Source organism: Amycolatopsis sp. cmx-11-12 (assembly GCF_046269425.1).
Classification (GTDB): domain Bacteria; phylum Actinomycetota; class Actinomycetes; order Mycobacteriales; family Pseudonocardiaceae; genus Amycolatopsis.
Genome location: NZ_JADNQM010000004.1, coordinates 18,192 through 36,496 on the forward strand (window position 1 = coordinate 18,192; position 18,305 = coordinate 36,496).

Annotated in this window: 14 protein-coding genes; 6 read left to right on the forward strand and 8 right to left on the reverse strand. The window is 67.4% G+C overall.

What is annotated here, in order from left to right; genetic code table 11:
* The first annotated feature begins 345 nt into the window (after window positions 1-345).
* Together ACLARN_RS06615 and ACLARN_RS06620 are read left to right on the forward strand one after the other, a co-directional pair.
* Window positions 346-4,083: a multifunctional oxoglutarate decarboxylase/oxoglutarate dehydrogenase thiamine pyrophosphate-binding subunit/dihydrolipoyllysine-residue succinyltransferase subunit gene (locus ACLARN_RS06615; protein WP_409490404.1), complete on the forward strand. Its 3,738-nt coding sequence runs from the start codon at window positions 346-348 to the stop codon at window positions 4,081-4,083.
* Between the two features lie 124 nt (window positions 4,084-4,207).
* Complete coding sequence (locus ACLARN_RS06620) at window positions 4,208-4,996, forward strand: SMP-30/gluconolactonase/LRE family protein (protein WP_409490405.1); 789 nt, start codon at window positions 4,208-4,210, stop codon at window positions 4,994-4,996.
* Here ACLARN_RS06620 and ACLARN_RS06625 read toward each other — a convergent pair.
* Window positions 4,993-5,724 (reverse strand): hypothetical protein, encoded by a 732-nt coding sequence (locus ACLARN_RS06625; RefSeq protein WP_409490406.1) that lies wholly within the window; start codon window positions 5,722-5,724, stop codon window positions 4,993-4,995. The two genes, ACLARN_RS06620 and ACLARN_RS06625, sit on opposite strands and share 4 nt — an antisense overlap.
* A gap of 197 nt (window positions 5,725-5,921) precedes the next feature.
* Window positions 5,922-7,487, reverse strand: coding sequence for a S8 family serine peptidase (locus ACLARN_RS06630; RefSeq protein ID WP_409490407.1), 1,566 nt, complete (start codon window positions 7,485-7,487; stop codon window positions 5,922-5,924).
* A gap of 394 nt (window positions 7,488-7,881) precedes the next feature.
* Between ACLARN_RS06630 and ACLARN_RS06635 the strand changes: the two genes are divergently transcribed.
* Entirely contained in the window at window positions 7,882-8,397 is a 516-nt protein-coding gene (locus ACLARN_RS06635; protein ID WP_409490408.1) for a GNAT family N-acetyltransferase, read from the forward strand.
* A gap of 76 nt (window positions 8,398-8,473) precedes the next feature.
* Here ACLARN_RS06635 and ACLARN_RS06640 read toward each other — a convergent pair whose 3' ends face one another.
* The 4 genes from ACLARN_RS06640 to ACLARN_RS06655 form a co-directional block, all read right to left on the reverse strand.
* Window positions 8,474-9,373: an ABC transporter substrate-binding protein gene (locus ACLARN_RS06640; RefSeq protein ID WP_409490409.1), complete on the reverse strand. Its 900-nt coding sequence runs from the start codon at window positions 9,371-9,373 to the stop codon at window positions 8,474-8,476.
* Window positions 9,374-9,459: 86 nt separating this feature from the next.
* Window positions 9,460-10,149, reverse strand: coding sequence for an ABC transporter permease (locus ACLARN_RS06645; RefSeq protein WP_409490410.1), 690 nt, complete (start codon window positions 10,147-10,149; stop codon window positions 9,460-9,462).
* Entirely contained in the window at window positions 10,146-10,829 is a 684-nt protein-coding gene (locus ACLARN_RS06650) for an ABC transporter permease (RefSeq protein WP_409490411.1), read from the reverse strand. Before ACLARN_RS06650 ends, ACLARN_RS06645 begins: the two co-directional genes overlap by 4 nt.
* Window positions 10,829-11,917: an ABC transporter ATP-binding protein gene (locus ACLARN_RS06655; protein ID WP_409490412.1), complete on the reverse strand. Its 1,089-nt coding sequence runs from the start codon at window positions 11,915-11,917 to the stop codon at window positions 10,829-10,831. Before ACLARN_RS06655 ends, ACLARN_RS06650 begins: the two co-directional genes overlap by 1 nt.
* Window positions 11,918-12,008: 91 nt before the next feature.
* Here ACLARN_RS06655 and ACLARN_RS06660 point away from each other — a divergent pair, with 91 nt between their 5' ends.
* Window positions 12,009-13,412, forward strand: coding sequence for a bis-aminopropyl spermidine synthase family protein (locus tag ACLARN_RS06660; protein WP_409490413.1), 1,404 nt, complete (start codon window positions 12,009-12,011; stop codon window positions 13,410-13,412).
* Window positions 13,413-13,464: 52 nt separating this feature from the next.
* Window positions 13,465-14,226 (forward strand): septum formation family protein, encoded by a 762-nt coding sequence (locus tag ACLARN_RS06665; protein WP_409490414.1) that lies wholly within the window; start codon window positions 13,465-13,467, stop codon window positions 14,224-14,226.
* A gap of 243 nt (window positions 14,227-14,469) precedes the next feature.
* On the opposite strand, the gene ACLARN_RS06670 is transcribed toward ACLARN_RS06665, so the two are convergent.
* Window positions 14,470-15,630 (reverse strand): NADP-dependent malic enzyme, encoded by a 1,161-nt coding sequence (locus ACLARN_RS06670; RefSeq protein WP_409490415.1) that lies wholly within the window; start codon window positions 15,628-15,630, stop codon window positions 14,470-14,472.
* Window positions 15,631-16,020: 390 nt separating this feature from the next.
* Between ACLARN_RS06670 and ACLARN_RS06675 the strand changes: the two genes are divergently transcribed.
* Entirely contained in the window at window positions 16,021-16,626 is a 606-nt protein-coding gene (locus tag ACLARN_RS06675; protein WP_409490416.1) for a dTDP-4-dehydrorhamnose 3,5-epimerase family protein, read from the forward strand.
* Between the two features lies 1 nt (window position 16,627).
* Here ACLARN_RS06675 and ACLARN_RS06680 read toward each other — a convergent pair whose 3' ends face one another.
* Complete coding sequence (locus ACLARN_RS06680) at window positions 16,628-18,235, reverse strand: GMC oxidoreductase (protein ID WP_409490417.1); 1,608 nt, start codon at window positions 18,233-18,235, stop codon at window positions 16,628-16,630.
* Window positions 18,236-18,305 lie beyond the last annotated feature (70 nt).

Sequence of the window (18,305 nt, forward strand, 5' to 3'; positions counted from 1 at the left end):
GCGGCCGGCACGACACCGGCCGCATCCTCCACCCAGCAAAGCCCCCCGACGTGAACTCCAGGCTGTCCCGGCACGACCACTCCGCCAACCTTTACCGACCAAACAGTGACCTGACCTGCACAGACCGTGAACCGACAGCAAAGGTCCCCCGCTCCCCCGAACGGCCGCGGACCGCTTCGGCGAGTGGTACATTTTCGATCTCTTGATCGAGACAGTGACCCATCACCTAGTGCGCCACGCCTCACACAGGCCAGTTCCATCACACGGCTGCCACCGAGGGGGTTAGCCTGGTAGGCGCATCAGCGGTGTTCAAGATCTCGAGACGGATAGAGGCGAGTCCAAGCCGTGTCCAGCAGCAGCCCTGCGTCACAATTCGGCCCCAACGAGTGGGTCGTCGAGGAAATGTACGACCAGTTCCTCGCCGACCCCACCTCAGTCGATGCCGCCTGGCACGACTTCTTCGCGGACTTCAAGCCAACGCAGGCCGCGCAGACCAAGGCGGACGACGCACGTCAGACCTCCACGGAGACCGTCAAGGAGGGCTCGGGCGCCAACAACGGTCAGGCCTCCACGCCGTCGCCGCAGACGGTCCGCAACGCCGAGTCCGCCGCGAAGCAGAGCGCTCCGAAGACCGAGGCGAAGGCCGCCACACCGGCGAAGGCCGCCCCGAAGACCGAAGCGAAGGCCGCCGCACCCAAGGCGGCCGCTGCGAAGGCTCCCGCCAAGACGGTCGAGAAGGACGCTGAGCCGGAGTCGAAGCAGCTCCGTGGCGCGGCCGCCGCGATCGCGAAGAACATGGACGCGTCGCTGTCCGTGCCGACGGCGACGAGTGTGCGTGCCGTCCCGGCGAAGCTGATGGCCGACAACCGCATCGTCATCAACAACCACCTCAAGCGCACGCGCGGCGGCAAGATCTCCTTCACGCACCTCATCGGTTACGCGATGGTCCGGGCGCTGAAGAACTTCCCGAACATGAACCGGCACTACCAGCTGATCGACGGGAAGCCGTTCGCGATCACGCCGGAGCACGTGAACTTCGGTCTCGCGATCGACATGAAGGGCAAGGAAGGCTCCCGCACGCTCGTCGTGGCCTCCATCAAGGCCACCGAGAACATGACCTTCATGCAGTTCTGGCAGGCCTACGAGGAGATCGTCAAGAAGGCCCGCAACGGCAAGCTGACCGCCGACGACTTCGCGGGCACCACGATCTCGCTGACCAACCCCGGCGGCATCGGCACCAACCACTCGGTGCCGCGGCTCCAGGCCGGCCAGGGCGCGATCATCGGCGTCGGCGCCATGCAGTACCCGGCGCACTTCGAGGGCACCAGCGAGAAGGCCCTCGTCGACCTCGGCGTGTCGAAGATCATGACGCTGACCTCGACCTACGACCACCGCATCATCCAGGGTGCGGAGTCGGGCGAGTTCCTCAAGCGCATCCACGAGCTGCTGCTCGGCGAGGACGGCTTCTACGACGACGTCTTCACCAGCCTGCGCCTGCCGTACGAGCCGATCCGCTGGGTCGCCGACATCCCGGACGGCCCGGTCGACAAGACCGCGCGCGTGATCGAGCTGATCGACGCCTTCCGCATGCGCGGTCACCTGATGGCCGACACCGACCCGCTGAACTACCGGCAGCGCAGCCACGCCGACCTCGACGTCCTCTCCCACGGCCTGACCCTGTGGGATCTGGACCGCGAGTTCCCGGTCGGCGGTTTCGCCGGCCAGGAGCGGATGAAGCTGCGCGACATCCTCGGTGTCCTGCGCAACTCGTACTGCCGCACCGTCGGCATCGAGTACACGCACATCCTCGATCCCGAGGAGCGCCGCTGGATCCAGGACCGCGTCGAGGTCCCGCACGAGAAGCCGGACCCCGCCGTCCAGAAGTACGTGCTCTCGAAGCTCAACGCCGCCGAGGCGTTCGAGACCTTCCTGCAGACCAAGTACGTCGGACAGAAGCGGTTCTCCCTCGAAGGCGGCGAGACGGCGATCCCGCTGCTCGACACGCTGCTGGACAAGGCCGCCGAGCACGAACTCGACGAGGTCGTCATCGGCATGCCGCACCGCGGCCGCCTGAACGTGCTCGCGAACATCGTCGGCAAGCCGATCGCGCAGATCTTCCAGGAGTTCGAGGGCAACCTCGACCCGGGCCAGGCGCACGGTTCCGGTGACGTGAAGTACCACCTCGGCGCCGAGGGCAAGTACTTCCGCATGTTCGGCGACGGCGAGACCAAGGTGTCGCTGACCGCGAACCCGTCGCACCTGGAGACCGTCGACCCGGTGCTCGAAGGCATCGTCCGCGCGAAGCAGGACATCCTCGACAAGGGTGGCGAGGGCTTCACGGTCCTCCCGGTCCTGATGCACGGCGACGCGGCCTTCGCGGGCCAGGGTGTCGTGGCCGAGACGCTGAACCTGGCGCTGCTGCGCGGCTACCGCACCGGCGGCACCGTGCACGTCATCGTCAACAACCAGGTCGGCTTCACCACCGCGCCCGAGCACTCGCGTTCGAGCGAGTACGCCACCGACGTCGCGAAGATGATCGGTTCGCCGATCTTCCACGTGAACGGTGACGACCCCGAAGCCGCGCACTGGGTGGCCAAGCTGGCCGTCGAGTACCGCCAGGCGTTCCACAAGGACGTCGTGATCGACCTGATCTGCTACCGCCGCCGCGGCCACAACGAGGGCGACGACCCTTCGATGACCCAGCCGGCGATGTACGACATCATCGACACGAAGCGTTCGGTCCGGAAGACCTACACCGAATCGCTGATCGGCCGCGGCGACATCTCCGTCGAAGAGGCCGAGGCCGCGTTGCGCGACTTCTCCAGCCAGCTGGAGCACGTGTTCAACGAGGTCCGTGAGCTGGAGAAGCACGCGGTGAAGGCCAGCCCCTCGGTCGAGGAGGAGCAGCAGGTCCCGGCCAAGGTGCCCACGGCGACCACCACCGAGGTCATCGAGCACATCGGTGACGCGTTCCTCAACGTGCCCGAGGGCTTCACCCCGCACCCGCGGGTCAAGCCGGTCATGGAACGCCGCCACAAGATGTCCCGCGAAGGCGGCATCGACTGGGCGTACGGCGAACTGCTCGCCTTCGGTTCGCTGGCCATGGAAGGCCGCCTGGTGCGGCTCTCCGGCCAGGACTCCCGCCGCGGCACCTTCACCCAGCGCCACTCGGTGCTGATCGACCGCAAGACCGGCCAGGAATACTCCCCGCTGGCGAGCCTGGCCGAGGGCCAGGGCCGCGTCATGATCTACGACTCGGCGCTGTCCGAGTACGCGGCCGTCGGCTTCGAGTACGGCTACTCCGTGGCCAACTCCGAAGCGCTGGTCATGTGGGAAGCGCAGTTCGGTGACTTCGTCAACGGCGCGCAGACCGTCATCGACGAGTACATCTCCTCCGGCGAGGCCAAGTGGGGCCAGCTTTCCGACGTCGTGCTGCTGCTGCCGCACGGCCACGAAGGCCAGGGCCCGGACCACACCTCCGGCCGCATCGAGCGCTTCCTCTCGCTGTGCGCCGAAGGCTCGATGACCGTGTCGGTGCCGTCGACCCCGGCGAACTACTTCCACCTCCTCCGCCGTCACGCCCTCGACGGAGTGAACCGCCCGCTGGTGGTCTTCACCCCCAAGTCGATGCTGCGCAACAAGGCCGCCACCTCGGCGGTCGAGGACTTCACCGGCCAGACGAAGTTCATGTCGGTCATCGACGACGCCGTCGTCGACCCGTCGAAGGTGCGCAAGGTCCTGCTGACGTCGGGCAAGCTGTACTGGGAACTGGTGGCCGAGCGGACGAAGCGCGAGGCGAACGACATCGCGATCGTCCGCGTCGAGCAGTACTACCCGCTGCCGAAGAAGAAGCTGCTCGCGGCGCTCGAGCGCTACAACGGCGCTCCCGCGGTCTGGGTCCAGGAGGAGCCGGAGAACCAGGGCGCGTGGCCGTTCTTCGGCCTGAACCTGCCCCGGAAGCTCCCGGAGGTGTTCTCCAACCTGGACGTCGTGTCGCGCCGGCCGATGGCCGCCCCGTCGGCTGGTTCGTCCAAGGTGCACGAGGTCGAGCAGAAGGCGCTGATCGCGCGGGCGTTCGACTGATCGCCTAGAAGTACATGAAGGCCCCCTTCCTTGCGCCTGGCGCAAGGAAGGGGGCCTTCATGTACTTAGGTGTCGAAACCGGCGGACCCCGTTCGTATAGGGGTAAACAACCGAAGGAGACACCATGAAGACCCTGCTCGACGGCCTCAAGCTCCCCGAATCCGCCCGCTGGCACGACGGCCGTCTCTGGCTGGCGAACTGGGGCACCGGACAGATCCTCGCCGTCACCCCGGACGGCGAAAGCGAGGTCATCGCGAACGTGCCGACCACGATGCCGTTCTCGATCGACTGGCTCCCCGACGGCCGTCTCCTGATCATCTCCGGCCCCGAAGCCCGCCTGCTCAACGCGGACCTGAGCACCTACGCCGATCTGTCCCCCGTCGCGGCGCTCTGGAACGAACTCGTCGTCGACAGCCGTGGCAACGCCTTCGTCAACGGCTTCCACGACCTCCAGGCGCCCGGCGTCATCGCCGTCGTCACCCCGGACGGCGAAGCCCGCCAGGTCGCCGACGGCATCCTCTTCGGCAACGGCATGGCCGTCACGCCCGACGACTCGACGCTGATCGTCGCCGAGTCGTACGGCAACCGGCTCACCGCTTTCGACATCGCCGAGGACGGTTCCCTGTCCGGACGGCGGGTGTGGGCCGAACTCGGCGGCGATCACCCCGACGGCATCTGCCTCGATGCCGAGGGCGCCGTCTGGTACGCGGACGTGGCGAGCAAGCACTGCGTCCGGGTCCGCGAAGGTGGCGAAGTACTTCAGAAGGTCGAAACCGATCGAGGCTGCTTCGCCTGCACGCTCGGCGGCGAGGACGGAGGTTCGCTCTACATCCTCGCCGCCGAATGGCACGGCTGGGACAACCCGTTCGGCGACGGACCGACGGGACAGGTCCAGGTCGTAGAAGTCGGCTAGCCGATCGCCTCGGAGGTCGCCTTCGCGACCTTCAGGGCGTTCTCCTTGCACTTCGTCTGGTTGACCGTCCCGGAAGGATCGGGGCCGGTCACGATGATCTCCGCCTCGACGTTGCCCTGCTGGAACTTGATCTGGCACTGGCTCGCGGAATCGAGCTTCGCGTACACGGCCTTGGTCGCCTTGGCCATGGTGGGGATGAGCACGCCGCCGGCGTTGACGGCGTTCTCGATCGAGGCCTTGGCCCAGTCCTCCCCTGCGCCCGAACCCGGCTCCTTGGACTTGGACAGGTACATGCCCACCATGGCCGAAGGCGCGTCAGGTTCCCGCCAGGTGCAGAACGAGCGCGTGTAGACGATCTCGTTGTTCGAAGTACTCGCCGGCTCTTCGCCCTTCGGGGTTTCGAGTGGCGGCAGGTTCTTCACGCCGGTCCCGATCTTCTCGCAACCGGGCATGGCGGTGTACTTGTCCGGTGGCCCGGACTTCTTGGACGCCGTCGGCGCCGCGCTCGAACTCGAATCGCCGGAGAACAGGAAGAAGGCGCCGACTCCGCCGCCACCGAGCAACACCACCGCACCGATCACGATCCCGATGACGAGGCCGGTGTTCGACTTCTTCGGCGGCGGCGGGCCGTACCCGGGCTGCGGGTAGCCCGGGTAGCCCTGCTGCGGATAACCCTGCGGTGGATACGGCTGCTGAGGTCCCTGCTGATAGGGCGGTCCGGGCTGCATACCCCAGAGGCTAGAGCCTCGCGACGGTCCTTAGTGGACGAACGCCGCAACCGGTGCCACATGTCTGGATGGCGATCTCGTGTGATCGCCGCCTGATCACGCGAGATCTCCGCTCAAGCACGCGTGTTATCCCGCTGGACACGGGGAGGCCCCCTTCCCAGCAGGAGGAAGGGGGCCTTCGCGTTCTCAGGGGCGGATCAGAGGGTCAGCGACCAGCTGTTGAGCGTGCCGGTGTCGACCCGGTACACGTCCTGCACCTTCAGTTTCCAGGCGCCGTTCGCGGCCTCGGCCGCGGCGTTGACGGTGTACGTGGTGTTGATGTTGTCGGACGAGTCGTTGCTCGAACCCTTCAGGCGGTACGAGGTGCCGTCCGGCGCGACCAGGTCGATGACCAGGTCACCGACGTAGGTGTGCGTGATGTTCACCGCGACCTTGGTGGTGGCCGAGGCGTTGCGGGCGCAGTTCGCGACGGTGACCGTGCTGGTCACCGCGGCACCGGCGTCGGGGATGGCGACGGCGCCGCTGCTGGTCTGCGTGCCACAGGGCGTGGGCTCGGGGCCGGGGCCACCGCCGGTACCGGTGTAGAGCAGCACGTTCGGCGAACCGGTGCCCGGGTTGGTCACCTTGTCCTTGGTGCCGTTGGCGACCAGCGCGTCACGGACCTGCTTCGGCGTGGCCGACGGGTTGGCGGAGGCGTACAGGGCCGCCGCACCGACGACGTGCGGGGTCGCCATCGAGGTACCGCTGATGGTGTTGGTGCCGTTGTTCAGCCACGTCGACGTGATGCCGCTGCCCGGCGCGAAGATGTCGAGGCAGGTGCCGATGTTGGAGAAGCTGGACCGGGCGTCGGTGTTCGTGGTCGAGCCGACGGTGATCGCCTCGGGGGTACGGGCGGGCGACGTGTTGCACGCGTTGGCACCGGTGTCGTTACCGGCAGCGACACCGTAGGTGACGCCCGCCGCGATCGACCGCTGGACGGCCTGGTCGAGGGTCGCCGAAGCGCCACCGCCGAGGCTCATGTTCGCGACGGCCGGCTTGACGGCGTTCGCGGTCACCCAGTCGACACCGGCGATGACACCGGCGGTCGTCCCGGAACCGGAGCAGTTCAGCACGCGGACGGCGACGAGCTTGACGCCCTTGGCCAGACCGTGCGCCGTACCACCGATGGTGCCGGCGACGTGGGTGCCGTGGCCCTGGCAGTCCGTGGCGTCGTTGTCGTTGTCGACGGTGTCACGGCCGTGGGTCGCGCGCCCGCCGAAGTCGGGGTGCGTGGTGAGGATGCCGGTGTCGACGACGTACGCGGTGACGTTCGACGCCGTGGTGCTGTAGCTGTACTTCTGGTCCAGCGGAAGGCTTTGCTGGTCGACCCGGTCCAGGCCCCACGACGGCGGGTTCAGCTGGTCCGCCGAGATCGAGACCGTCTGGTTCTGCTCCACGTAGGCCACCGCGGGGTCGGCGGCGACGCGCTTCGCCTGCTTTTCGGTCAGTGCGCCGGAAAAGCCGCGGACCGAAGACGCGAAGGTCTTCTCGACCGTGCCGCCGTGGCGGCTCGTCAGGCTCTTCGAGGCGGCTTCGACCGACGTGCCGTCCTTCAGCACGACGATGTAGCTGTCCTTGATCGCCTTGGCACTACCGGCATTGACGATCGAGCCTTCCGCGGCCGAAGCGACGGTGGCGCCGCCGAGCGCGGTCAGCACGGCGACAGCCGCCGCCACACCGAAAGCGGGCAGTCGTCTCTTCAGGGTTCCCAGGGAATTGTTCAAGATATTCCTCCCAGGCAGGGTCGACCCACGGACATGACGCGGCCCGCCGGATCGTTAGGGGTGTGCTCAGAGGTGAAGTGCGTTCCACTTAGGAGCGCAGGCTGAGACTAAGTCGCGGATTCACCCCAAGGAAGACCTTGCATTACGGACATCTCGGTAGTAATGGACGTCACGTCGACGCAGCTCGAGCCCCGTTCAGCCCCCGCCTTTAGTCGCGTTTTGCGCCCGTACGGCCCACGAAGAATTGGGGATCCGCACATCTGGTGGTCGCTTTCCCGTCCGCCGGTCGTTTCACCGCCGTGAAAGTACACACGGATGGCCGCCTACTAAAGTCTCGAACGGGCGGGCTGGAAATCGATTTCCATCCTACCTTCGGATGGAGCACACTCGGCGCATGCTGCTCCGACAGGAAACCCCGGCCGACCGCGAGGCGATCCACGCCGTCCATCTGGCCGCGTTCGCGAAACACAGTGTCCCGGTGGTCGAGGCGAAACTCGTCGACGAACTCCGCGAGGACGGCGATCTGCCCGGCGCACTGTCCATCGTGGCCGAACGCGACGGCGAAGTCGTCGGACACGTCTGTTGCAGCCCGGCCCGGCTCGGCTCCGACGAGAAGTCGACGGTCGGCCTCGGCCCGCTCGGTGTCCTGCCCTCGCACCACAAGTCCGGCGTCGGCTCGGCTCTCGTGCACGCGGTACTCGGCGCGGCCGACGCGCTCGGCTACGGCGCCGTCGTCCTGCTGGGCGACCCGAACTACTACTCCCGCTTCGGCTTCGTACTCGCCGAACCCCTCGGGATCACGCCGCCGGTCGCGGAATGGTCGCCGCATTTCCAGGTCCGCACACTCCGCGCGTACACCGAAGATCTCCGAGGCGACTTCCGCTACTCGCCCGCCTTCGACCGCCTCTGACCCACACCGCAATTCGGCACCTGGTTGCGATAGTTCGTTAGCCGAACTATCGCAACCAGGTGCCGAATTGCGGGGGTCAGGAGGGCGCGAGGAGGTTGTTCCGGCGCAGGAACTCCTCGGCGACGTCGAGCGGGTTGCGCTTCTCCTCACTGAACTGGACGTTCAGTTCGGTCAGCTGATCGGTCGTGAGCGCCGCCGAGACCCGGTTCAGCGCCTCGACCTCCTTCGGGGACAGCGTCCCCTTCGCGACCAGGGGCACGATGTTCTGCGCGGGGAACATGTTCTTGTCGTCCACGAGCGGCACGAACCCGTTCGCGGCGATCGTCGACGACGTGCTGAACAGGTCGGCGACCTGGATCGCGCCGGACTTCAGCGCGGCGACCGTGACCGGGCCGCCGGTGTCGGTCGTGCGGATCTCGGCGAACTCACAGCCGTAGAGCGTCTTGATCTTTTCCTTCCAGCGGCTGCTCCACTGGCCGGGGCCGCCGAGCACGAGTTCCTTGCAGCGCTTGCCGAGATCGGAAAAGGTCTTCACTCCGGAATCGGCGAGTTCCTTGCGCACCACCAGAAGATCCTTGTCCTCGGCGGGCGCTTGTTCGAGCACCTCGAAGCCGGACGGCAGCTTTTGCTTCAACTGCGCGTAGACGTCCTGCGACGTGGTCGCCTGCGTCTCTTTGTCGAAGTAGCGCAACAGGTTCCCGCTGTAATCCGGAACCACCGAAAGCGACTTGTCCTGCAATGCCTTGACGACGACCTCGCGACTGCCGACCGGCGGCCGGACGGTCACGTTCTCCGCACCCGCGTTGCGCAGCGCGCCGGCGTAGATCTGGGCCAGCAGAAGGCTTTCCCCGACGTCGGAAGCGCCGATGATGATGTCGCCGGTCGCGCCGCCCTCGGCGCCGCCTGCCAGCGGGTTACCGCAACCCGTCGCCAGCAAAGCGATCCCGGCGAACAGAGCCGCCACCGTCCGCCTCATAGCCTGCTGGTGAACCCGCGACCGCGATCGGGGTTCACGCATCTGGTCACTTTTCCCGGTGCACCCGCAGCTCCGCCTACCGGCACTCATACCTTCGCCTTCTTCCCGCTCGCGGCCTGCGCCAGCCGTACTCCCTTGGGTACCAGCGCCCGCTGGACGCCTGCCAGGACGAGGTCCAGCACCACGGCGAGCAACGTCGTCAGGACGGCGCCCGCGACCACCTGCGGATAGTCCAAAATGGCCAGTCCGTCGAGCAGGAACCGGCCGAGCCCGCCGAGCCCGACGTAGGCGGCCACGGCGGCCGTCGCGACCAGTTGCAGCACAGAGTTCCGGACCCCGCCGAGCACCAGCGGCAGCGAGATGGGCACCTCGACCTTCCACAACCGTTGCCAGCCGGTCATTCCGATCCCCTGCGCCGCGTCGACCACGCCGTGGTCGGTCGCCTGCAAGCCCGCGTACGTTCCGGCGAGGATGGGCGGGATGGCGAGCACCACGAGCCCGATGATCGTCGAGATCTCGCTTTCGGTGAAGAGCAGGAACAGGAAGGTCACCAGGCCCAGCGTCGGCAGCGCGCGGATCGCGTTACCACCGCTCACCAACAGCACCGCGCCACGGCCGGTGTGCCCGACGTAGAGCCCGAGCGGGATCGCGATGATCAGCGCGAAGACCAGCGCCAGCAAGGTGTAGCCGAGATGCTGGAACAGCCGGTTGAGGATGCCGTTCGTGCCCTGCCAGTGGGCCGGGTCGCCGAACCAGTTCAGGACGTCGCCGATCATTTCGCCCCCGCCGTGGTCGCCACCCGGTCCCAGGGTGTGAGGACTTTCCGCAATTGCACCAGCAGCAGGTCGACGATCAGCGCCAGCAGCAGCGTCGCGACGATGCCGACGACGATCGGTGAGAAGTACTCGCGCTGGAAGCCGTCGGTGAACAGCACGCCGAGCCCGCCGGTGCCGATCAGCGCGCCGACGCTCACCAGGCTGATGTTGCTGACCGAGGCCACCCGGACGCCTGCGGCGAGCACCGGTACCGAAAGCGGCAGTTCGACGGTGAGGAACTTGCGCGCCGGTTTGTAGCCGATCGAGGTGGCCGCCGCGACGACGTGCGGCGGGACGGCGTCGAGCGCGTCCAGCACCGGGCGCACCAGCAGGGCGGAGGTGTAGATGGTCAGCGCGACGATGACGTTGACGCTGTCGAGGATCTTCGAACCGATGATGCCGGGGATCACGACGAACAGCGCGAGCGACGGGATCGTGTACAGCAGGTTCGACACCACCAGCAATACGGACCGCACCGGGGCGAACCGGTGGCCGAGCCAGCCCGCCAGTACCGCGATCACCAGGCCCAGCACCAGCGGCACCAGCGAAAGGTAGATGTGGTCGAGCAGGTCACCGAAGAACTGCGAGCGGTTGTTGGCGCTGGCGAGGTAGCGCCCGAGTTCCGCGAAGAAGTCCCCCATCAGGAACCCAGTGGCAGCGCTTCGATCACTTCGAGAACCTGCTTGGCTCTGACCACGCCGAGGACCTTGTTGTCGGCGTCGACGGCGACACCGAGACTCGCGGGCGACGAGAGCGCCGCGTCGAGCGCGCCGCGGATCGGCGATCCCTGGACGTACAGCGATCCACCCGCGGCGAGGTCGGTTTCGGCGAGCGCTCCGTCCACAGTGGACCCCGGACGCAGCCAGCCGCGCGGCTGCCCCTCGGCGTTGACCGCGACCAGCCATTCGTCGGACGGCCCGGTGACCGGCTTGCCGACCTCGACCCGCTTGATCTCTTCGACGACGATCCCGTCCGCCGAAAGGAAGGAGAGGCCACGATAGCCGCGGTCCTTGCCCACGAACGACGCGACGAAGTCGTCGACGGGATGACGCAGCACATCCGAGGGCGTGCCGTACTGCGCGAGCACACCGCCGACGCGGAGCACGGCGATCTTGTCGCCGAGCCGCACGGCCTCGTCGATGTCGTGGGTGACGAACACGATCGTCTTCCCCAGCTGCGACTGCAATCGCAGCAGTTCGTCCTGCAGTTCCTCGCGGACGATCGGGTCCACGGCGGAGAACGGCTCGTCCATCAGCAGCACCGGCGAATCCGCCGCGAGCGCCCTGGCGACGCCGACACGCTGCTGCTGGCCGCCGGAAAGCTGTGCGGGGTACCGCTTGCCGAGTTCCGCGGGCAGGCCGACGGTCTCCAGGAGCTCGGCCGCGCGTTTGCGTGCCTTGCCCTTGTCCCAGCCGGACAGCAGCGGCACGGTGGCGACGTTGTCCAGGACTGTCCTGTGTGGAAAGAGGCCGGCGTGCTGGATGACGTAGCCGATGCCGCGGCGCAGCAGCGCCGGGTCGCCGTCGCTGACGTCCTTGCCGTCGAGCAGTACGGCGCCCGACGTCGGCTCGACCATGCGGTTGATCATCCGGAGTGACGTGGTCTTGCCGCAACCGGACGGCCCGACGAAGACGGTGATGGTGCCGTCCTCCACGGTGAGGTTCAGGTCGTCGACCGCGACCGTCCCGTCCGGATACCGCTTGGTCACGCCACGGAACTCGATAGTCACGCGTCTCTCCCCATGTCTGGTCGAAAAACCGTAGCCCACATCGGCCCTGTTGGCACGGTGTCTCAGGGATCGGTTCACTAGGCTGCGCGCTGTGAGTTCTCTCGTCGATGACGTCCTGGCGGCGCACGGTGTCCACGTGCGACCGCTCCATCAGGTGATTTCCCTGCTCCGGACGGATTGGCGTGACCTCGGCGAACTGGTCCGGATCAGCACCGCGCCACGCCGGAGTGTCGAAGACGTCCTGAACGCGCTCGGCGACGACCTCGAACGGAACGAGTCCCGCGTCCGGCTCGCCCCCGCCGCCCGCGAGAAATACGCGCGCTTCGAGGCGCGGGACCGGAAACCCGACCCCGACCTGCTGAAGACCATCACCAGCTACGTCGAGAACGTGCCGCCGCCGCTGGCCGCGCTCGACCACGTGCAGGCGACACCGGAGACCGTGCTGAACCGCGCGCTGTGGCTGGACGAACGCTACGACCTCGACACGGCGAAGCTGCTGTTCCTCGGCGACCACGACCTCACTTCACTGGCCGTACGCGCGTTGCGGCCCGACGCGGACCTCACCGTCGTCGATCTCGACGATCGGGTGCTGGCCTACATCGACGAACTCAGCGAGCGGTCCATCCGTACCCTGCACACGGATCTGCGCGTCGGGTTGCCACCCACCGTGGTCGGCCGGATGGATCTCGTGTTCAGTGATCCGCCTTACACCCCCGAAGGAATGGGCCTGTTCGCCGCGCGCGGCGTCCAGGCGCTCACCGAACCCTCGGACGGACGACTGCTGCTCGCTTACGGCTACAGCCCCCGCCATCCCGCGTTGGGCGCCCAGGTGCAGCGGGCGCTCGCGACGCTCGGACTGACCTTCGAAGCGATCCTGCCGGACTTCAACCGGTACTTCGGGGCGCAGGCGATCGGGAGCGCGGCGGACCTCTACGTATGCCAGCCGACCGCGAAATCGAAGAAGAACCGCGGCGGCAAAGGAAAGTCCGCGATCTACACGCACGGGCCGCAGTCGGTGGAGTCCGCCGGCGCGGCCAAGCCGTCGCTGCTGGACAAACTGCACGAAATCGCCACCGAGGGCGGGCTGGCGCTGGAGTCGCGGCCGGTCGACTGGTCTGTTTCCGGACCGGAAGGCGACTCGGTCGCGATGGATCTTTCGGCCGACCCCGGCCCGTGGCTACTGAGGACACTGCTGGGCACCAACGCGCGGCGGCTCGCGCTCCTGGTCCCGAACTCGCATCCGGACCTGACGAACGCCGAGGCGCAGGGCGCGCTCAACCGGCTGGTCGGGGCGAAGTACCGGCTGCGGCTGCTGCGGAGCACCCCGGACAACCGGCACGCCATCGTCGTCGCGGACGCCGTCGACCATCCCGGGGAGCTGCTGACCAGGGCGCACGCGCGGCTGGCGAACGTCTCCCTCGACGTCCCGGCGGATCTGACGGACGCTCGGCTGATCGATCTGCCGCGGCACCGGCTGGCGGAACTGCTCGACTGAGCCGACGGCCGCTGTCATCGGAACTTCATGCGCTCTTCCTAGGTTCGGTCCCATGAACGAACCGCGCGGACCTCAAGGCCCGGGAATGCCGATCGCGCAGCCGTACGGGTTCGCCTACCCGGCCGGGCTTCCGCCGCACCACCACAAGACCAGCGGCCTGGCGATCGCCACGTTCGTACTGGGTCTGGCCGGTTGCCTGGCACTGCCGTTGCTGCCCGCGATCATCATGGGCATCATCGCGCTCACCCAGACCGGACAGGGAAAGCGGCCGGGCCGGGTCCTGGCGATCGGCGGCCTCGCGGCCGCCGGCTTCTGGACCGTCGGCTGGATCGCCCTTCTCGGGAACACCATGGGGAACCCGGACCGCTACACCGCGAGCCCGCCGAGCGCGTCGAGCACGAGTTGCGCCACCCCGCCGTCCGGCCACGCCAACGCCTGCACCTTGAAACCGGGCGATTGCTTCCAGCAGTCCGCGGTCACGGGCACTTTCACCAGCGTCGAACTCACCGCGTGCGGAAGCGTGCACACCACCCAAGTGATCGGAGCCTTCACCGCGACGGACGGCCCCTGGCCCAGTGGCGGAGAACTGAAAGCGGAAGCCTTGGACCACTGTCAGCGGATCATGGCCAAGAACGTGGACAAGCCGCGACTCGACGCGGAAGGTGTCTACACCGATCTGGGCTACCTGAAGCCTGAGCGCGACACCTGGAAACACGGCGTGCGCACCGTCTTCTGCACGCTCCACTCGCCCAGCTCACAGCTGACCGATTCCGCGCTGGTCCCCGGTGCCGATCTGGCCATCCCTACCGGCTGACGTGCGCAACCTCGATCGGGATCATGGCAAGTACAGGAAGGCCCCCTTCCTTGCGCCTGGCGCAAGGAAGGGGGCTTCCTGTACTTGCGGGCCTTCACGCGCCGCCGTCGTGACTGGTGAGGCTCAAGGGGTCCTTCACGGACCTGTGCCCTGCGCAACCCGGATGAGATGAACGGGACTTTCATTGCAAATTTTGCAATGAAAGTCCCGTTCATCTCACACTTCAGGCCACGAAAGGACCGGTCACACCACGCCGTCGGCTTCGGCGGCCTTCGCGACCGCGGCGGCCACCTCGGGCGCGACGCGCGGGTCCAGCGGGCTGGGGACGATGCGGTCCGGGCCCAGGTCGTCCTGCGCGACGGAGAAGATCGCGTCGGCCGCGGCCAGCTTCATGTTCTCGGTGATCGCCCGCGCGCCGGAGTCCAGCGCGCCGCGGAAGACGCCGGGGAACGCCAGCACGTTGTTGATCTGGTTCGGGAAGTCGCTGCGCCCGGTCGCCACGATCTTGGCGTACCGCGACGCCGCGGCCGGGTGAACCTCCGGGTCCGGGTTGGACAGCGCGAACACGATCGCGTCGTCGGCCATCCCGGCCAGCAGGGTCTCGTCGATGGTCGCCCCGGACAGGCCGAGGAAGACGTCGGCGCCCTTCAGCGCCTCGCCGAGGCCGCCGCGCAGACCGGAGGTGTTCGTGGTCTCGGCGAGCTTCCGCTTGATCGGGTTCAGGCCCTCGCGACCTTCGTGGATGATGCCGCGCGAGTCGAGCACGGTGACGTCCGCGACACCGGCGTTCTGGAGGATCCTGGCGCAGGCCACACCCGCCGCGCCCGCTCCGGAGACGACCACGCGCTGGCCGGAGATGTCCTTGCCGAGGACCTGGTTCGCCCCGCGCAGGGCGGCCAGCGTGACGATCGCCGTGCCGTGCTGGTCGTCGTGCATGACCGGGCAGTCGAGGGCCTCCTTCAGGCGGTCCTCCAGTTCGAAGCAGCGCGGCGCCGAGATGTCCTCCAGGTTCACCGCGCCGAACGACGGGCGCAGCCGGACCAGGGTCTCGATGATCTCGTCGACGTCGGTGGTGTCGAGCACCAGCGGGATCGAGTCGAGCCCGCCGAAGGTCTTGAACAGGACCGACTTGCCCTCCATGACCGGCAGCGAGGCGCTCGCGCCGATGTCACCGAGGCCGAGCACCGCCGTACCGTCGCTGACCACCACGACCAGCCTGTCCGCCCACGTGTACCGCTTCGCCTTGGCCGCGTCCTCGGCGATCGCCAGGCTGACCTTCGCCACACCAGGCGTGTACGCGACCGAAAGGTCACGGGGCGAGGAGATCGGGCGCGTCGCGGCCACGGAGAGCTTGCCGCCCTCGTGCCCTTCGAAGATCTCGGCGTCGGTCACTGGCGTGGTCATCGTGTTTCCCGTCATTGCTTCGGCCGTGTCTATGGACGGCGAAGTCTCGATTCGAGCGTAAGTCACTGGATTCTCCTGGGACTGCGAGCGGGGGAACTGGTGAATGGGCAGGCCGAAAAGGGCATGGCCCGGCCATCCGGGGTAACTCGTCCTCCGACACGGCAGCCCAGCGCGGTAGCGCCGGCCTGTCGGCGAAGCGTCCAATCGGCCATCGGTGCCGTGGGTGTGGCGACGGCCGCGGACGCAGCGGTCAGATCATTGTGACAGGCGTGCGGACCAGTGTGCCCCTCTGGTGCGGTTCATGTCACAAACCGGCCCGGCTTTCCGCAGCTCAAGAGAGGTATAGCAAGACGTCCGTCCGGCTTGAGAACGGCTGGCTAGCATTGAGGTATGCAAGCCAGGCGCCTCAGCATCCCCGACTGTTTCGAGTTCACCCCCAGCGTTTTCCCCGATCACCGCGGCCTGTTCGTGGCGCCCTTCCAAGAGGAGGCGTTCGTCGAAACGGTCGGACACCGGCTTCGCCTGGCGCAGACCAACACCAGCGTTTCCCGGCGCGGCGCCATCCGCGGACTGCACTTCGCGGACACCCCGCCCGGGCAGGCAAAGTACATCTACTGCCCGAGCGGTTCACTGCTCGACGTCATCGTCGATCTCCGCGTCGGCTCGCCGACCTTCGGCGAGTGGACATCCGTGCTGCTCGACAGCGTCGAGTACAAATCGGTTTACGTCGCCGAAGGCCTCGGCCACGCCTTCATGGCGCTCGAAGACAACACGGTCATGACCTACCTCTGCTCCGAGCCGTACAACCCGGCGGGCGAGCACGGCATCAACCCGATGGACACCGACCTCAACCTGCCGTGGCCGCGCGACATCGAAGCCGCGGTGTCCGAAAAGGACACTGCTGCGCCCTGGCTGAAGGAGGCCTTGGAGCAGGGGTTGCTGCCGCGATACGACGATTGCGTCCTCTACTACGAGAAGTTGCGGGCCGAGGGCTGAGCTAGCCGAGGGCGTCCTCCCTCAGCACCCGTTCCACGTTCCGCTCCGCCAGCGCGGTGATGGTCACGAAGGGGTTCACCCCGGTGCTGCCCGGGATCAGCGATCCGTCGGTCACGTAGAGGTTCCGATAACCCTTCACCCGGCCGTACAGGTCGGTGGCCTTACCCAGCACCAAACCGCCCAACGGGTGATAGGTGAACCGGTTCTCGAACGACCGCGTATCCCCGAACAGGTCACTCCGGTAGATCGTGCGATTCGCCCGGTTGACCTTGTCGAACAACGACTTCGCCGCGTCGATCGACGGCTTCCCCTGCTCGGCGCTCCACCGCAGTCGCGCGGAGTCGCTGGCGGCGTCGTAGGTGAAGTGACCGCGCTCGGGGTTCTTCGTGATCGCCAGATACAGGCTCAGCCACGTCTCGATCCCGGCTGGCACCGGCGCGACCTCGGCGAAGACCGGGTTCACCGGGTCGTCCCACGCGTCGATGCCGAGCGCGGGCATCCCCGACTGCAACGAGCCGCCGAGATCCCACGCGTGGTTGGCACGGCCCAGCATCACGTTGCCGTTGGTCCCCCAGCCGCGGCCGACCTCGTCGTTCAGCTCGGGCAGTGTCCCGGTCTCGCGCGCCCGCACGAGCAGTTCCGTCGACCCGAGGCTGCCGGCACCGAGGAACAGGTACTTCGCGCCGAGCTGTTTCCTCGCCACGACCGCGCCGTCCTCGGCGGTTTCGTGCACGGTCAGGACGTAGGTGCCGTCGGTCTGGCGCGTGATTCCGCGGACCTGGTGCAGAGTCTTGATGGTCACCTTCCCGGTGCCCAGCGCGGCCGCGAGGTAACTCTTGTCGAGGGAACGCTTGCCGTGGTTGTTGCCGTAGATGACTTCCGACGCGAGCGCCGACCTCGGCACCGTGCCCGCTTCTTCCCGCTTCATGTACTCGAAGTCGTAGACGCTGGGCACGAACACCGTCTTGAGGCCCGCTCGCGCCGCCGCCTTCCGGGAAACCCGCGCGTACTTGTAGGAACGGCAGGTTTCGAACCAGTGCGGGTCGATGTGGTTCACCCCGAGCGCCTGGTTGGCCCGGGGAAAGTACGTCCCGTACATCTCGTCCGCGTCGACGGCGGGCAGGATCTCCTCGAAATACGACCGCCTCGGCGTCACGGCCATCGCGCCGTTGACCAGTGAACCGCCGCCGACCCCTCGTCCGACGTACACGGACATGTCGCCGTGGTTAACCCGGTCGAGGACGCCGGGATACCGCTTGATGTCCCGGTTGGCCAGGTCCAGCCACAGGAAGGACGCGAGCGGGGCCTGGGTGCGGTTCTTGAACCACGCGGCCCGCCGGTCCGGTTTGAGCATGTCGCAGAAGACCTTGCCGTCGGGACCGGCGTCGCTCCACAGCTTGCCCATCTCGAGCATGACGGTCGGGATCCCGGCCTCACCGAGGCGGAGCGCGGTGACCGCGGCGCCGTACCCGGTGCCGACGACGACGGCCGTCGAGAAGCCCGGTGTCGTTTCTTCGGCCCGCGCGGTGGAGATCGTGGTGAGCCCGAGAGCGGCGGCGGAGTTGAGTGCGGTGAACCCGAGGAACTTGCGGCGCGACAGTGGGGACATGGGCCGATGATCACCCGCTGGTCAGGGCACCTTCAAGGCCGAATCCGAAGGAGATTCGCGTCAGCTGGGT

Excerpts from the sequence above, each read along its gene's own strand:
- ACLARN_RS06635 (WP_409490408.1), top strand. The coding sequence starts at position 7,882 with ATGCTGCTCCGACAGGAAACCCCGGCCGACCGCGAGGCGATCCACGCC.
- ACLARN_RS06645 (WP_409490410.1), bottom strand. The coding sequence starts at position 10,149 with ATGATCGGCGACGTCCTGAACTGGTTCGGCGACCCGGCCCACTGGCAG.
- ACLARN_RS06680 (WP_409490417.1), bottom strand. The coding sequence starts at position 18,235 with ATGTCCCCACTGTCGCGCCGCAAGTTCCTCGGGTTCACCGCACTCAAC.
- ACLARN_RS06675 (WP_409490416.1), top strand. The coding sequence starts at position 16,021 with ATGCAAGCCAGGCGCCTCAGCATCCCCGACTGTTTCGAGTTCACCCCC.
- ACLARN_RS06670 (WP_409490415.1), bottom strand. The coding sequence starts at position 15,630 with ATGACCACGCCAGTGACCGACGCCGAGATCTTCGAAGGGCACGAGGGC.
- ACLARN_RS06625 (WP_409490406.1), bottom strand. The coding sequence starts at position 5,724 with ATGCAGCCCGGACCGCCCTATCAGCAGGGACCTCAGCAGCCGTATCCA.
- ACLARN_RS06650 (WP_409490411.1), bottom strand. The coding sequence starts at position 10,829 with ATGGGGGACTTCTTCGCGGAACTCGGGCGCTACCTCGCCAGCGCCAAC.
- ACLARN_RS06665 (WP_409490414.1), top strand. The coding sequence starts at position 13,465 with ATGAACGAACCGCGCGGACCTCAAGGCCCGGGAATGCCGATCGCGCAG.
- ACLARN_RS06640 (WP_409490409.1), bottom strand. The coding sequence starts at position 9,373 with ATGAGGCGGACGGTGGCGGCTCTGTTCGCCGGGATCGCTTTGCTGGCG.
- ACLARN_RS06620 (WP_409490405.1), top strand. The coding sequence starts at position 4,208 with ATGAAGACCCTGCTCGACGGCCTCAAGCTCCCCGAATCCGCCCGCTGG.